The organism is Paenibacillus aurantius, from assembly GCF_032268605.1.
GTDB classification, from domain to species: Bacteria; Bacillota; Bacilli; order Paenibacillales; family NBRC-103111; genus Paenibacillus_AO; species Paenibacillus_AO aurantius.
The window spans coordinates 2,534,226-2,550,777 of sequence record NZ_CP130318.1; the positions used below are offsets into that span (position 1 = coordinate 2,534,226).

The window sequence follows — 16,552 nt, forward strand, 5'->3', positions numbered from 1 at the left end:
TACCTATGATCATCAGCACGAAACGGAAGAAGATACTGTACGGCGGCGATTATAACCCGGAGCAGTGGCCAAAGGACGTATGGGACGAGGACATGCGGATGTTCCGGCTCGCCGGCATTGACGTCGCGACGATCAACGTTTTTTCGTGGGCCCGTGTGCAGCCGGCTGAAGATACCTATGATTTCACGCAGCTCGACGAGATCATCGAGAAGCTTCACGCGAACGGGGTAAGCGTTTGCCTCGCAACCGGCACGGCCATGTACCCCGCCTGGATGGCGACGCGCTATCCGGACGTGCTGCCGGTGGACTTCAAAGGCAATAAGCGCAAATACGGCATGCGGCACAACAACTGCCCCAACAGCCCGACTTGGCGCAAGTACGCGCAGCGGATGGCGGCGAAGCTGGCCGAACGCTACGGTTCGCATCCGGCGCTTGTCGTTTGGCATGTCAACAACGAGATGGGCTGCCCGTGCTACTGCGATACGTGCGAGAAGGCGTTCCGGGAATGGCTGCGGAAGCGCTACGGCTCGCTGGATGAGCTGAACCGGTCCTGGTACACCTCGTTCTGGGGGCATACGTTCTACGACTGGGATGAGATTGTGCTGCCAAGCCTGCTGAGCGAGCATCTGAGCGCAAGCCATCCGGACCAGACGGCGTTTCAGGCGATCTCGCTCGACTACTACCGCTTCAATAACGAGAGCGTGCTCGACACGTATCGTCTCGAGTATGACGCCATCAAAGCGGTCACGCCGAATTTGCCGGTGACAACGAACCTCCACGGCCACGGCACCTACAAGCCGCTCGATTACTTCGAGTGGGGGAAATACTGCGACATCATCGCTTGGGACAACTATCCGGCGTTCGATACGCCGACCGGCGTAACGGCGTTCCGTCTCGACCTGATGCGGGGCTTGAAGAACGGCGACCCTTTCATGCTGATGGAGCAGACCCCGAGCCAGCAAAACTGGCAGCCGTACAATTCGCTGAAGCGTCCAGGCGTTATGCGCTTGTGGAGCTATCAAGCGGTCGCGCGCGGGGCCGACACGGTCATGTTCTTCCAGCTCCGGCGCTCGTACGGAGCGTGCGAGAAGTATCACGGCGCGGTGATCGAGCATGCCGGCCATGAGAACACCCGCGTGTTCCGCGAGGTGGCGGAGCTCGGCACCGAGTTGCAGAAGCTTGGCGATACGCTGCTTGATTCCAGGCTGGAAGCGCGGGCGGCGGTCCTGTTCGATTGGGAAATCTGGTGGGCCGCCGATCTCTCCAGCGGCCCGAGCGTGCGTCTGAAGTACGTGGACGAGGTCCAGAAGTACTATGACGCCTTTTTCGCCCAAAACATACCCGTCGATGTTATCTCCACCGAAGGGGACCTGGATCGCTACGATCTGATCGTCGCTCCAATGCTATATATGATCAAGCCGGGCTATGCCGAGAAGCTCGAACGGTTCGTCGCCCGAGGGGGCACGTTCGTGACGACCTATTTCAGCGGCCTCGTCGGTGAGTCGGATCTCGTGACGTTAGGCGGCTACCCGGGCGAGCTGAGGAAACTGCTCGGCATCTGGGTTGAGGAGATCGACGCTCTGTTCCCAAGCCAGACGAATCGCTTGGTTCTGCAGAAGCCGATCGGAGGCTTGAATGGCGAGTATGAGTGCGGTATCGTCTGCGATCTGCTCCATACGGAGGGGGCTGAGGTAAATGCCGTTTACGGCGACGACTTCTACCGGAATAGGCCCGCCCTTACCCGCAATCGTTTTGGCGAAGGCAGTGCATGGTATCTGGCTTCCAGCCCGGAGCCGGCATTCCTGAAGGAGTTCACCCGAGGGCTTTGCGAGGAGAAGGGCATTCATCCCCATCTGAAGAATGTCCCGCAGGATGTCGAAGTGACCTGCCGCTCGAAGGACGGTAAGCGGTTTTACTTCCTGCTGAATCACGGCGACGGGGAACGGACAGTGGCGCTGGACGAACTGCGGCTCATGGACTTGCTTTCCGGAGAAACGCACGCGGAGAGTGTCGTGCTCCCGGCCAAGGACGTCCTGATCGCCGAACAACAATAAGAAGGGACATCCTGCCCACGACCTGGAGCTGCCGCTGAAGGGGCACGCAGGCCGGCGGTCCCGATGGTTTCGAGCTAGTCAGACGAGGAGGATAACCAAAGATGTCCCAACTATCCCGCCGTATCTATCCTTACACAAATCCGATCCCGGATTGGGAAAACCTCGAGGTGCAGCAGCGCGGAGCGGAAGCGCCCCGAGCCGCTGCCGTACCATATGCCGACCGGGAATCGGCGCTGGCGGATGATCGCAGCCTATCCCCTTATTACCTGCTGCTTAACGGGGAATGGAAGTTTCATTACGCGCCAAGCCCGTACGACGCACCGGAGAGGTTTTATGAGGAAGAGTATGGGACGGAGGAATGGGCCGCCATTCCCGTTCCTTCGAACTGGCAGCTGCACGGGTACGGCTCTCCGTTATACAGCAGCAGCAAATACCCTTTTCCCGTCGATCCCCCCTATATCCCGAAGCTGAACCCGACGGGCTCTTATGTACATAGGTTCCGCGTTCCGGACGATTGGTCGGAGCGTTCGGTGCTGCTCGGCTTCGATGGGGTGGACGCCGCTTTTCATGTTTGGGTGAATGGGCATGAGGTGGGCTTCGGGCAAGGCAGCCACAACCGGATGGAGTTCGACGTGACGCCGTACATTCGTACCGGGCAGAACAAGCTGGCCGTGCGCGTCTACCAATGGTCGACCGGAAGCTATCTCGAGGATCAGGACAAGTGGCGCCTGAGCGGCATTTTTCGGGATGTGTACTTGCTAGGTACGCCGAAGGTTCACATCCGGGATGTCAGCCTGCGGACCCGGTTAACCGATTCGTACAGCAAAGGCCTGCTCGAGCTGAGCGTCGCCCTCCGCAATCAATCCGGCCGTCCGCTCCAGGGAGGCAGCCTCCGTGCGGAGCTGCTGGAAGCTCGATTGGCGGCTGATGCGGTGTTAGAGGCCGTTACCCCTTTGGCTCAGGAGAAGGAAGGAGAGAGCACGACCCGTGTGGAGCTTACCTTACCGGCACCCAAGCTGTGGTCAGCGGAACAGCCCGAGCTCTACACACTGCTGCTCAGCCTCCTGGATGAGAAGGGGCACACCACGGAGGTTCACCGGTACGCCGTCGGCTTCAGGGATATTAGCATTCAGGACGGCCAAGTGCTGGTGAACGGCCATCCGATCATCATCCGGGGGGTAAACCGCAACGAGTTTGATCCGGACCTCGGCTACGTGACGACACCCGAGGCGATGCTCCGAGATATTGTGCTAATGAAGCAGCACAACATCAACACCGTTCGCTGCTCCCATTACCCGAATGACGAGCGTTGGTATGAGCTGTGCGACCGTTTCGGCCTGTATGTGATCGACGAAGCCGATCTGGAGACGCACGGCTGCGTCTTTCTCGGCGAAATCAGCCGCTGGGTCAACAACCCGGATGAGAAGACGGCCTTCGAGAGCCGGATTTCGGAAGACCCGGCCTGGCAGGAGGCTTATCTAGACCGCGTCCGGCGCCTCGTGGAGCAGGATAAGAATCATCCGTCTATCATCGTCTGGTCGCTCGGCAATGAGTCTGGGTATGGAGTCAATCACGACGCGATGGCCGAATGGGTGCGGGAAGCCGATCCTACGCGCCCGATCCATTATGAGCGGGCGAAGGAAGCTCTGATTACGGATATTGTCAGCAGCATGTACCCCTCCGTCGATATGCTTAGAGCAGAAGGCGAGAAGAGGGAGGAAACCCGTCCGTACCTGATGGTCGAATTCGGCCATGCGATGGGGAACGCGCTCGGCAACCAGAAGGAGTACTGGGACACGGTTTATAAATATCCCCGGCTGTGCGGCGGCCTCATCTGGGAATGGATGGACCTGTCCGTCCGAAGGCGGAAGGAAGACGGCACCCAGGAGTATACCTACGGGGGCGATTTCGGGGATGAGCCGAACAGCGGTCATTTCTGCCTGGATGGTCTGGTCTTTCCGGACCGCGGGCTTAAACCGGCTCTCCTCGAGTACAAAAAGGCGATCGAGCCCGTCACTGTAACCCTCGAAGACGCCGAAATCGGCGTAATCCGGGTGCGCAACCGTTACGATCATGTGTCGTTGGAGCACCTGGCCGTCCACTGGCAGCTGTATCGCGACGGCCGCGTGGTGGAGCAGGGGGAGCTGGCTTCGCTTTCTACTCCGGCCGGGGGCGAGGAGACGGTGCCGGTTCCTTATCGGACCGGGCTTGCCGGGGCTCGGGCTGAATACTGGCTGCATCTGAGCTTCACGCTGCGCGAGGAAACGCTGTGGGCGCCGGCGGGGCACGAGATCGCATGGGCGGATCTTCCGCTGCAAGCGCCACCGGCTGCTCAGTCTGCGTCCCAGCTTGCCGCGGTTGAGCCTGTCGCAGCTCAGCCTGCAGCCGTTCAGCCGGTATCCCAGCCCCCATCGGTTGAGCCTTCGGCCGGGCTGGATGTGGAGGAGCTCGGGCGGCACATCCATGTTAACGCCAGCGGGTTCGCCTTTACTTTCGATAAGCTGGCTGGACGCCTCGTGTCCTGGGAGCATGGCGGAGTGGCCATGTTGGCGCAGGGCCACGGGCCGCAGGTCAACCTGTGGCGGGCGCCGGTGGACAACGACGTTCATCTTGCGAAGCAATGGCGCGAGGCCGGCTATCATGAGCTGCTGACGGATGCCAGGTCAGTGCAGGTGGAGCGGGCTGCCGACGGCAAGTCCGTGAACATCCGCACCGAGCTCACGCTTGGTGTGCGGGGTTCCCGCAGCTTGTTCGCGGTTACCCAGCACTACACGATATTCGTCAACGGAGAGCTTCGCATTGAGACTCGCCTGGAGCCTACCAAAGAAGAACTGCCGCCGCTGCCAAGAATCGGGCTTCGCTTCCGCATCCCGCGCGAGCTCGAGAGCATGGCCTGGTTCGGACGAGGCCCGCATGAATGCTATGCCGACCGCAAGGACAGCGGGAAGCTCGGCCTGTACGAGGGCCCGTCCGCCGAGCAGTTCGTTCCATATATCAAGCCTCAGGAAAACGGAAGCAAAGCGGACGTCCGGTGGGCTGCCTTTCGGGGGAAAGAAGGAGCCGGGCTGCTGGTGACCGGCGAAGGAGCTCCTCTCGGTCAGGTGGGCGTGCAGCCGTTCTCGATTGAGGCGCTCGGCAAAACGCGCCATTGGACCGACCTCACGCCTCTGGAAGAGCTGGAGGTATGTGTGGATCTGTTGCAATCCGGCATCGGCAACCACAGCTGCGGCTATGCGCCGACACTGCCCCACTATCTGATCAAGCCGGAGCCGACTGTGTTTACGGTTCATCTGAAGCCTGGGGCCATCCCAACTAAAGAGTAGGAAAGGAAAGGGAAGCCATGAAACCGAAATGGTCGAAAATATTATACGGCGGTGATTATAACCCTGATCAGTGGCCGCGTGAAATATGGGACGAAGACATGCGCCTGTTCAAGCTGGCCGGCATCGATATCGCGACGGTCAACGTATTCTCCTGGGCGCTCAATCAGCCGGATGAGGATACTTACCGCTTCGGCTGGCTTGACGACGTAATCAATCTGCTCCACGCGAACGGCGTCCATGTCTGCATGGGCACGAGCACGGCCGCTCATCCGGCGTGGATGGCACGCCACTATCCGGATGTGCTCACCGTCGACTCCGTAGGCCGCAAGAAGAAGTTCGGACGCCGCCACAATTCGTGCCCGAACAGCCCGACGTTCCGCAAGTTTTCCGGGAGGATGGCGGGGAAGCTGGCGGAGCGTTACAAGGACCATCCTGCCATTCTGCTCTGGCACGTGAACAATGAGTACGGGTGGCGGTGCTACTGTGATAACTGCGAGGCTGCTTTCCGTGAATGGCTGAAGAAGAAGTACGGCACGCTGGAGGAGGTAAACCGGGCCTGGTATACCTCGTTCTGGGGGCATACGTTCTACGATTGGAACGAGATCGTGCTGCCGAGCCACCTGAGTGAGCATATGGACCCGAAAAGTCATGACAAAACGGCTTTCCAAGGCATTTCCCTCGACTATGACCGCTTTAATTCGGACAGCATTCTCGAGTGCTACAAGCTGGAACGCGACGCCATCAAAGCAGTCATCCCGGACGCCATCGTAACGACCAATTTCCAGAGCAACGGGACTTACAAGCCGCTCGATTATTTCCAATGGGCGAAGGAGCTGGACGTCGTCGCCCTGGACAGCTACCCGACGAACGACATGCCGATGAGCCGCATTGCGATGCGGCACGACCTGATGCGCGGGCTGAAAGGCGGGGAGCCTTACCTGCTTATGGAGCAAAGCCCGAGTCAGCTCAACTGGAAAGACGTCAATCCGCTGAAGAGGCCAGGCGTCACCCGCCTCTGGAGCTACCAGGCGATCGCCCGTGGGGCAGAATCGGTCATGTACTTCCAGCTGCGTCGGTCGGCCGGCGCGTTCGAGAAGTTCCACGGAGCGGTCATCGATCATGCCGGGCACGAGCATACCCGGGTGTTCCGAGAGGTCGCGGAGATCGGCCGTGAGCTGCAGCAGCTTGGCGACACGCTGCTCGGGGCGACCAGCCCGGCCAAGGTGGCGATCGTATTCGACTGGGACAATTGGTGGGCGATCGAGCATTCCAGCGGGCCGAGCGTGCAGCTGAAGTATTTGGATCAAATTCAAAAATACTACGACGCCTTCTATCATCAGGGCATCATGGTGGATATGATCGGCGTTGAGAGCGAGCTGAGCGGCTACGATCTCGTTATAGCCCCGGTGCTCTATATGGTAAAGCCGGGCTATGCACAGAAGCTGGAGGCCTACGTGGCTGGCGGCGGCACATTCGTGACGACGTTCTTCAGCGGCATCGTGAACGAGAATGATCTCGTCACACTTGGCGGTTACCCCGGGGAGCTTCGCCAGCTGCTCGGGATCTGGGTCGAGGAGATCGACGCCTTGTTCCCGGGACAGCCAAACTCGCTGGTCCTGAAGGCCGAAGCATTGGGCCTGGGACTGGAGGGAGCCTACTCCTGCGGAATGCTGTGCGACCTGCTGCACCCGGAGGGTGCCGAGGTGGCGGCCGAATACGGCGGCGACTTCTACCGCGGCATGCCGGCGCTTACCCGCAACCGTTTCGGCAAGGGGGAAGCCTGGTATATCGCGTCGGATCCGGAGGAAGCTTTCCTTCAGCGATTCTTGGGGGGTCTGTCCGGCCATCTGGGGGTGGAGCCGGTAATGAAAACCCCCGAAGGCGTGGAAGTCAGCGTCCGGGAGAAGGACGGCCGGCGGTTTACGTTCCTGCTCAACCACAAAAACGAAGAAGTTCCGGTACAACTCGGAATCGAAGCGAGAACAGAGCTGCTTAGCGGCTTGCAGCTGCAGGGGGAAACGATACTTCCGCCGCACGGCGTATTCATTCTGGAGGACAAAAGGGTATGAGCGCAGCGGCTAATCTGACATTGTGGTACCGGAAGCCAGCGGACGAATGGGTGGAGGCGCTGGCGGTCGGCAACGGCCGGCTCGGCGGCATGGTGTTCGGCGGGACGAAGCACGAGCGCATCCTGCTGAACGAGGATACGCTCTGGTCGGGACACCCGTACGATCCGAACAATCGGGAAGCGGCCGCCTATCTCGGCGAGGTGCGGCGGCTGGCCTTCGAGGGTAACTACCCGGAAGCGCAGAGCGTACTCGAGGAGCACATGCTCGGCCCGTGGACGGAATCGTACCAATCTCTCGGGGATATGATCCTCGAGCTGGATGGGGCGGGCCCGGTATCCGATTACCGAAGGGAGCTTGATCTGAGGGATGCCGTGAGCCGCACTAGCTATCGGATGAATGGGGTCCGGTACGCGCGTGAGGTGTTCGTTTCCGCAGTCGATCAAGTGATGGTCGTTCGGGTAACGGCCGATCACCCGGGAAAGGTGTCGCTAAGAGCCTCGCTGGACAGTCTCCTGAATCATAGCGTGCGCAAGGGCGGAGCCGATTCGATCGCCATGAGCGGTCAGGCGCCGAGTCACGTCGAGCCCTTCCATGCGAAGAGCACCGAGCCCGTCCTCTACGAAGAAGACAAAGGGATCCGGTTCGAAGCGGTGCTGCGGGCGCTGCCGGAAGGCGGGCATGTGGAGGCGCACGGGAACTTGCTGTGGGTCAAGGGAGCGAATGCCGTTACGTTCCTGTTTACAGCGGCAACGAGCTATAACGGCTTCGATAAGGATCCGGTCCGGGAGGGCAAGGATGCGGGGGCGCTTTGTGCCGATTGGCTGTCAGGGGCGTCGCAGCTTTCCTACGAAGAGCTGCTGGCCCGCCATCTGCGCGATTATCAGGAGCTGTTCGGAAGAGTGGAGCTTGAGCTCGAGGCGCCCGGACGGGAGGAGCTGCCGACGGATGAGCGGATTCTGGCGGTCCGTGACGGGGAGCGGGACGAGCAGCTGGCTATTCTGTTTTTCCAGTTCGGACGATACTTGCTCCTATCCAGCTCCCGACCGGGCACTCAACCCGCTACCCTGCAGGGAATCTGGAACGACCGGGCCCGGCCGCCGTGGGCGTGCAACTACACCGTCAATATCAATACACAGATGAACTATTGGCCGGCCGAGGTGGGTAACTTGGCGGAGTGCCATACGCCGCTGTTCAATATGCTGGAGGATCTGCGGCGGACCGGCGGGGAGACCGCGCGGGCTCATTATGGAGCCAGGGGCTGGGTCGCCCATCACAACGTTGACATTTGGCGCATCACGACGCCGTCCGGCGGCCCGTCCAAGGGACCGGCGAGCTGGGCGTTTTGGCCGATGGGCGGGGCTTGGCTGTGCCAGCATCTGTGGGAGCACTACCGTTTCGGCGGAGATGCCAATTTCCTGCGGGGTACGGCCTATCCGATCATGAAGGAGGCCGCTCTCTTCCTGCTCGATTGGCTGGTAGAGGATCCGGAAGGGTACTTGGTCACGAATCCATCCACTTCGCCGGAGAATACCTTTATTGGACCGGATGGCCGAAAAGCCGCTGTCAGCATCGCCTCCACCATGGACAATGCGCTCACCTGGGAGCTGTTCACGCATTGCATCGAGGCGTCGGAGATGCTGGGGCAGGACGTCCTGTTCCGCGAAGAGCTGGCGGCGGCGCGCGCCCGGCTGCGGCCGCTGAAGATCGGCCGCCACGGCCAGCTTCAGGAATGGTTCGAGGATTTTGAGGAAGCGGAGCCGGGGCACCGCCATATGGTTCATTTGTACCCGCTTCATCCGGGTCATCAGATTGGTCTGCACACGGATCCCGAACTGGCGGAAGCGTGCCGGGTAAGCATCGAACGGCGGCTGGTTCATGAGAAGGAAGACGCGGTCGGCTGGTGCTTCGCTTGGCTCATCAGCCTGTTCGCCCGGCTGGAGAAGCCGGAGAGAGCCTATCATTACCTGACCAAGCTGCTCAGCAACCCCTTCCCGAACTTGTTCAACGCCCATCGGCACCCGAAGCTGACCTTCTATCCTCTGACGGTGGATGCGAACTTCGGAGCGACGGCGGGGATCGCGGAGCTGCTGCTGCAAAGCCACCTGGACGAGCTCGTTCTGCTTCCGGCTCTGCCGGCGGAATGGCCGGCAGGCCGTATCCGCGGCCTGCGCGCACGGGGCGGCTTCACCGTCGACCTGGAGTGGAACGATGGGGCGCTGCAGCGTGCCGTCATCCGCTCCGTGAATGGCAGCATGTGCCGCATCCGTACGAGCGGCCAGGTCGAGGTCACGACAGGAGACCGCCCGGTCCCGGTGACCGCCATCGGACCATCCACGGCCGAATTCCGGACGGAAGCAGGGGAGAGTTACACGATCAAAGCCCATCGGTAAGGAAGGAATTGCGGCCGGGCCGTCAAAGTAAGAAAGAAACGGTTTCATTCGCTGCGCACGATGGGGGATTATCAACTATGTGGAAAAGAATAGCATCGGCGTTATCCGGCATCCGTACCGTACTGCTGCTCAGCTATTTCATCATTATCCTGCTAAGCATCGCTTTGGTTGGATCGCTTTCTTTCTATATTTCCTACCGATCCACTTCGGAAAAGGTCGAGACGGCCGGCCTGCAGATCGTGCGTCAGATCGAGAACAACATGGACAACGATTTTCGTGCCAAGCGGAATTTGCTGCTCGCTCCCTATTACAGCCAAGAGTATATCGACAGCATCAATTTATACAAAACGATGGGCCCCCAGGAGAAATTCCTGTTCCGCCAAAGACTGACGGATTTGTTCCTCAAGAGCTTCAACACGACGCCCGTACCCGGCTTCGTTCGGTTCAAGGTGTATTACACGACGGGGGAGCTGCTCAGCGCCTCGGACAGCTCCCCTTCCGACACCCCGCTGCAGGTGCAGAGGTCGGAATGGTTTTATAACACCGTGGCCCGCGACGGGCAGGTCTATTTCTTTAACGGCGCTTCCGGGGGGAGGATGCCGGATAAGGAGGATTCCTACTCGGTCTCCATCCTGATCCGCGATTTCGCCAACCCGGTGGACTTCATCGTCGTTCGCGCAGATTATAACGCCAAGCTGTTTGAGAGCATCGGCCAGAATGCGGACTTAACGGCGAACAGCCAGTTCGTCGTCCTGGACGACGGCCATCGCCAGGTGTATTCCTCGGATAATGAACGCACCCATCACGTCGGCGAGAGTCTGCTAATGCGCATGAACGGGCAGAACGGGCGGTTCTGGGCTAATGTGGACGGGGAAGAGCAGCTGGTCTCCTATACGGAATCGGTTTACTCCAAATGGAAAATCGTCCTGCTGCTGCCGAAGGGAGATATTATCGGCCCGTTAAAGGGAATCAAGACGGCGACGCTGTATACGGCGATTTTCGCCTTCGGGCTTACGTTCCTTATGTCCATTTTGTTCGGCCGCAGCATCACGAAGCCTATCCTGCATTTGTACAAGACCGTCAATAACATCAAGCGGGGCGATTTCTCCATCCGGGCGGATATCAAGCGTTCCGACGAGATCGGCCGCATCGCGGCCAATTTCAATTCCATGATGGACGAGCTCCAAGAGCTCATCGAGAACAAATACGTCTATCAGATCAAGCTGCAGGAGGCCCAGCTGGCGGCGCTCCATTCGCAGATTAATCCGCATTTCCTGTACAACACGCTCGACAGCATCAAAGCGATGGCCGATTACCACGGGGCAGAGGAAATCGGAGAGATGGCCCATTCCCTGGCTGACATGTTCCGCTATCACACGAAGAGCAGCGACGAGATCGTCACGCTGCAGGAGGAGCTGGCGCAGATCGATGCGTATCTACGAATTCAGCGAATCCGGTTTGAAGAGAAGATTGATTATCAGCTTCGCGTAGAAGAGGGTCTTTACAACTTCCCGTTACTCAAAATGACGCTGCAGCCTCTCGTGGAAAACGCCGTGTTTCACGGCATAGAGCAAAAGCGCGGACGGGGGACGATCCGATTGTCCGCCTACCGCGAGGACAGGAGCGTCACGATCGAGGTGGCAGACGACGGAGTCGGCATATCGGAGCGCAAGCTCGAGGAGATTCGCGAAAAGCTGCGCCAGCCGCTTTATCAAGGCGAATTGAAGGAGGCTCCGAGCGGCGGCAGCATCGGAATTCGCAACGTGTATGCGCGCTATGCGATCTTGTACGGGGATCGATTCGAGTTCTCCATCGACAGCCGCAAGGGAGCAGGTACGACCATCCGGATTCGGCTTGAAGAGAAGTCGGAATCTTAAACATTAGAAGTCAAAAAAGTGGATGGGGCATTAGTAAGCGCTTTCTTATAATAAAGAGGTAAGCGATTACTTTAGGAGGGGTTCCCCAATGAAGAATAACAAACCTGCTCTAGCGCTCGTCACTCTGTCCATAGCGGCTTTGGCGGCCGCAGGCTGCGGCAACTCGATGTCGAACAGCTCGTCCGGCAAGTCCGATTCTTCGCCTGCCCCGAGCACGGCTCCGTCTTCTTCTTCCGCTGCGGGCAAGAAGGAACCGGTTACGCTCACGTTCGTCATCTCCAACACCGTGGACGCCGCCCCGTACAACAAGATTTTTGCGGAATATGAGAAAAAAACCGGCAACAAGGTGGAATTGCAAGCCCTGCCGGGAGGCGACTTCGACAACATGATGAAGACCCGCTTCTCCACAGGAGATTTCCCGGACCTGTTCCTTATGCAGCCGGGCACGAAGCAGAACGTAAAGCTGCGTGCGGAAGAAACGCTTAAGGAATGGTCGGGCGATTCTGCGGTTTGGAGCCGCATCATCCCTTCGATGAAAGAATTCCAGACGACCACGACCGGCAAAATTTACGGGGTACCGTTCGGCTCGATCGGCGCTTACGGCGTCTTCTACAACAAAGACGTATTCGCGAAGGTCGGTGTCCAGCCGCCCAAAAATTACGATGACTTGATTGAAAGCGCAAAGAAGATCAAAGCAGCGGGCATCACTCCGTTCTACGAAGGGGTTAAGGATAGCTGGCCTCCTCAAATTTTCTACTTCACCGGCTGGGTATCGAACGTAGATCCGGCGATCAAGGATGCGGGGGTTCAGAAGCTAGAGAACAACCAGATGAAGCTTGCCGACATTCCGGAGCTGAAGGATCTGTTCATGAAGCAAAAGCAGATCAAGGATCTGGGTCTTTATCAGAACAACGTTCTGGCCGGTACTTACGACGAAATGCAGAATCTGATGGGCGACGGCAAGGTAGCGATGGCGTTCATGCTCGACGGCATTATCCCTCAGCTTGAGAAGAAATTCGGCAAGCCGTTCGTAACCGATAAGCTGGGCTTCTTCCCGTTCCCGTCTAATACGGATGCCGGTACGGCTTTGATGACGCCTCCGAACCAGCTCATGATCCCGACCAAAGCCAAGCATGCGGCGGAAGCGGCCGACCTGATCCGCTTCATGATTTCACCGGAAATGGTCAATCTTTACTACCAGACGCAGCCGGGCATTCCGATCTTCCAGAATGCGACCAGCGACCTGTATCCGGTTCAGAAGACCGTGAAGGAATTCATCGACGCCGGCAAAGCCAAGGTGAATGTTCAGAACCGTCTTACTCCGACTTTTGCCGACTTCCAGAAGACCTTGCAAACGTTCTTCATCGACGGCGACGTTGACAAGGCGTTGAAGGAGTTCTCCACCAACTACGAGAAGGACGGCAAAGCGAAGCTGCTGCCGGGCTTCCAGTAATGGCCCTCTATCCTTTGCAGCCCTGCCGGCCGATCCTCCGGGTCATCGGCCGGCGCCTACCCGCCTAAGGAGGAGAGTCATGGAAAAACGCAAATACCCGCTGTACTTCTCGTTTCCGGCTCTTGCCATCTTTCTGCTGTTCTTTCTTACTCCGACGCTGATCGGCTTTTATTTCAGCTTTACCGATTGGAATATTAACGCGGATACGATTCGTTTCACCGGGCTCGACAATTACAGGGAGCTCTTCCGCGAGCCTCGGCTCAAGACGGCTTTGACGAATACGCTTATCTTCGCCGCCTGTGTCACCGTTCTTCAGAACGTATGCGGTCTTGGCCTGGCCTTGATCCTAAACGAAGCGCTCAAGCTTAGAAACTTGCTTCGCATGGTATTCTTCATGCCGTATGTGATTTCTCCGCTCGTCATCGGCTACATCTTCCGGGCGATTTATCATCCGGAGAACGGCGTCGTGAATCACCTGCTCCAGACGTTCGGATTGGGCTTTCTGGCCCACGATTGGCTGAACGACCCGAAGATCGCCTTGTACTCGGTTATCGGGACGGACGTCTGGCGTGTAGCCGGCTTCTCGATGGTCGTGTACCTTGCCGGCCTTCAATTCATCCCGAAGGACCTGACGGAGTCCTCCGCCATAGACGGGGCGGGCTACTGGAGCCGGTTCCGCTCGATCATCTTTCCGCTTCTGGCACCTGCCTTTACGGTTAACGTCCTGCTGTCCATGATCGGCTCCATGAAGGTGTTCGAGATGGTTTACGTCCTGACCGAAGGCGGTCCGGGCTATACGACCGAGGTGTTCTTCACCTACATCCGGTCGATGTTCAGCACCGGCCAGTTCGGCTATGCGACGGCTGTTAACCTTATGCTGTTCGTCCTGGTGACGGTGGTCGGGGTTCCGGTTCTGCTGGCTATGAAGAAGAGGGAGGTGGAGATGTGACGACCCAGGAGCGCGTCCGCCTTATTATATTGGAGTTGATCGCGGTAGCTCTTGCGCTGCTGATCCTCATCCCTTTCTACATGATTCTCGTCAATTCGTTCAAGGGCATTCGCGAGTCGGCTCTGTTCGGCCTTTCCCTTCCGTCGGTTTGGGAATTCAAGAACTACAAGGATACGCTTCAACAGGCCCACGTGCTGCGCGGGTTCAAGAACAGCTTCCTGATTTCAGGCTCGGTCGTGGTATGCGTCAACCTGTTCGCCTCGATGATCGCCTTCGTCATTCAGAGGCGGGACGATAAGCTCATGCGCGCCATTTTCTACACGTTCATCTGCGGTTTGATTGTTCCGGTCTCGATCGTTCCGACGATCAAGCTGATGGGCGACCTGCATATCCGCGGTACTTATTTCAGCCTCATCATGTACTACACAGCGGTTCTGCTGCCGTTTGCGGTCTTCCTTCTGGTGGGCTTCATGAAGTCGATTCCGCGGGAGCTCGACGAGGCGGCGCTGCTGGAGGGCTGCAGCTTTTTCCGGCTGTACGCGCAAATCATCCTGCCGCTCTTGATGACGGTGCTTGTTACCATAACCATTGTAGTGATGGTGTCTGTCTGGAACGACTTCTTCGGTCCGTTCTACTTGATGACGGACAGCACGAAGTGGACGATCGTTCTGCAAATCTTTAATTTCGTCACGATGTACAGTACGAACTGGGGCATAGTATTCGCCTTCATGGTGCTGGTCGTGGCTCCGATTCTGCTGCTTTACCTGTTGCTTCAGCGGTTTATCATCGACGGCTTGACGGCAGGATCGCTCAAGGGTTGATTTCCCGGGTTGTCGGGAAAGGAGGTGGAGGCGTGCGCAAAGTTCTTATTGTCGACGATGAAAAATGGATTCGCCGCGGACTTATCCAATCCATCCCCTGGGATCGATTGGAGCTGGCGGGGGAAGCGGCGGACGGGAATGAAGCGCACGAGCTGGCGCTTCAGCTGAAGCCGGACCTGCTCTTCCTCGACATGCGCATGCCCGGCCTCGACGGCCGGGAGCTGCTGGCCCTGCTTCAGCGAGACCTGCCTGAGCTGCTGACGATCGTCGTCAGCGGCTATTCCGATTTCGACTATACGAAGGAAGCGATTCGGCACAAGGCGTTCGACTATTTGCTGAAGCCGGTCAAGAAGGAGGAGCTCGCCGCCGTCCTCGAGAAGGCCATGGCCGAGCTGGACCGGCGGGCCGCGGACTTGCGGCGGACGGCGGACCGCTCCGGAGGGGATTGGCTCAAGTCCCTGCTTCTCGGGACGAGGGACCGGGACGGGTATCGGCCCCCGGAATGGCGGGAGGGTGATGCCTATGCCGTGCTGCTTGTCCAGCCTGACGTCTTCGAGGAGCAGGAGGAGCGGGGCTCGCTGGCTCCGCTGCTGAAGAAGCAGCTGGAGCTGGCCCGTCCGTTCTTGTTCGGCGGGCAGTGGAGCTGCGAGCTGACGGCGTCGCCGGAATCGCCGAGGGAGACGGTCGTCGTTCTGCACGGGGCCAAGCTGACGCGTCAAGACCTTCTGCGGCTGCACCATGTTACGCAGGCGGCCGTACGGCAAGCCGGCTGCGGGACCGTCAGCTTCGGCGTCGGCGAGACGAGGGAGGGGAGAGATTCCGGGCTAAAGCGGCTGAACGCCGCTTACCGCGAATCCAGGCAGGCGCTGAAGGCAAGACCATTGCACGCTAACGGGGTGGTCCTCCATGCATGCGACGGTGGAGCCGGCGCCGCCAACGGCGGAGCGGGGTATCCCCAGGAGCGGGAGAACGCGCTGCTGCTCGCGCTGCAGACGGCAAATCCGGAAGCCGTACAACGGGAATTTGAGCGGCTCTACGCCGCATTCGAAGCGTCTGCCGTGTCGATAGGACAGCTGCAGCAGCATGCGCTGCTTCTGCTCCATGCCCTGGATAAGCAGCTGCATTCGCAGGGGAGCGATTGGGAGCAGACGGGAGGAAGGCCGCGGAAAGCTTACGACGAAACCATCGAGCAGAGAACCGATTGTGCTTCCATTCGCCGGATGTTTGAGGATGAGTTGATCCCGCTCCTGCTTGCCGTTTACGGGCGTTTCTCCGAGAAGTCGGGGGAGAAGCTTATTGCGGAAATCAAGAATCAGATCGACGCCCATCCCGAGCAGCCTTTCACCCTGCACGAGCTTGCGGTCCAGCATGATAGGAATCCGGATTATCTAAGCCGCATTTTCAAGAGGATGACCGGGAAGACCTTCGTGGATTACTTGACCGACGTTCGGATCGGCAATGCGAAGGAGCTGCTGCTTCGCTCGCGCTACAAAAACTACGAGATTGCCGAACGTGTCGGTTATGAAGATTACCGTTATTTCAGCCAGATTTTCAAAAGGAAGACCGGCATGACGATCGGCGAATACCGCCGCATGCACGGGTTAGCTGACCAATGA

At 58.8% G+C, this 16,552-nt stretch carries 9 protein-coding genes; all 9 read left to right on the plus strand.

What is annotated here, in order from left to right:
• Positions 1-8: 8 nt before the first annotated feature.
• The 9 genes from MJA45_RS11445 (at position 9) to MJA45_RS11485 (ending at position 16,552) form a co-directional block, all read left to right on the plus strand.
• Positions 9-2,054 (plus strand): beta-galactosidase, encoded by a 2,046-nt coding sequence (locus tag MJA45_RS11445; protein ID WP_315607999.1) that lies wholly within the window; start codon positions 9-11, stop codon positions 2,052-2,054.
• 101 nt (positions 2,055-2,155) lie between these two features.
• A complete protein-coding gene (locus MJA45_RS11450; protein WP_315607380.1) occupies positions 2,156-5,377 on the plus strand; it encodes a glycoside hydrolase family 2 TIM barrel-domain containing protein in 3,222 nt (1,073 codons plus the stop codon).
• Between the two features lie 17 nt (positions 5,378-5,394).
• On the plus strand, positions 5,395-7,446 hold the full coding sequence (locus MJA45_RS11455; protein WP_315607381.1) for a beta-galactosidase: 2,052 nt from the start codon (positions 5,395-5,397) through the stop codon (positions 7,444-7,446).
• Positions 7,443-9,836: a glycoside hydrolase family 95 protein gene (locus tag MJA45_RS11460; protein WP_315607382.1), complete on the plus strand. Its 2,394-nt coding sequence runs from the start codon at positions 7,443-7,445 to the stop codon at positions 9,834-9,836. The genes MJA45_RS11455 and MJA45_RS11460 overlap by 4 nt, the downstream gene beginning before the upstream one ends.
• 77 nt (positions 9,837-9,913) lie before the next feature.
• Entirely contained in the window at positions 9,914-11,713 is a 1,800-nt protein-coding gene (locus tag MJA45_RS11465) for a sensor histidine kinase (protein WP_315607383.1), read from the plus strand.
• A gap of 88 nt (positions 11,714-11,801) precedes the next feature.
• Positions 11,802-13,166 carry an ABC transporter substrate-binding protein gene (locus MJA45_RS11470; protein WP_315607384.1) on the plus strand — a complete coding sequence of 455 codons (1,365 nt, stop codon included), beginning with the start codon at positions 11,802-11,804 and terminating at the stop codon, positions 13,164-13,166.
• Between the two features lie 79 nt (positions 13,167-13,245).
• The gene (locus tag MJA45_RS11475; protein WP_315607385.1) at positions 13,246-14,115 is read left to right on the plus strand and encodes a carbohydrate ABC transporter permease; all 870 of its coding nucleotides are present in this window, start codon (positions 13,246-13,248) and stop codon (positions 14,113-14,115) included.
• Positions 14,112-14,936 carry a carbohydrate ABC transporter permease gene (locus tag MJA45_RS11480; RefSeq protein ID WP_315607386.1) on the plus strand — a complete coding sequence of 275 codons (825 nt, stop codon included), beginning with the start codon at positions 14,112-14,114 and terminating at the stop codon, positions 14,934-14,936. The genes MJA45_RS11475 and MJA45_RS11480 overlap by 4 nt, the downstream gene beginning before the upstream one ends.
• A 32-nt stretch (positions 14,937-14,968) precedes the next feature.
• Positions 14,969-16,552, plus strand: coding sequence for a response regulator transcription factor (locus tag MJA45_RS11485; protein WP_315607387.1), 1,584 nt, complete (start codon positions 14,969-14,971; stop codon positions 16,550-16,552).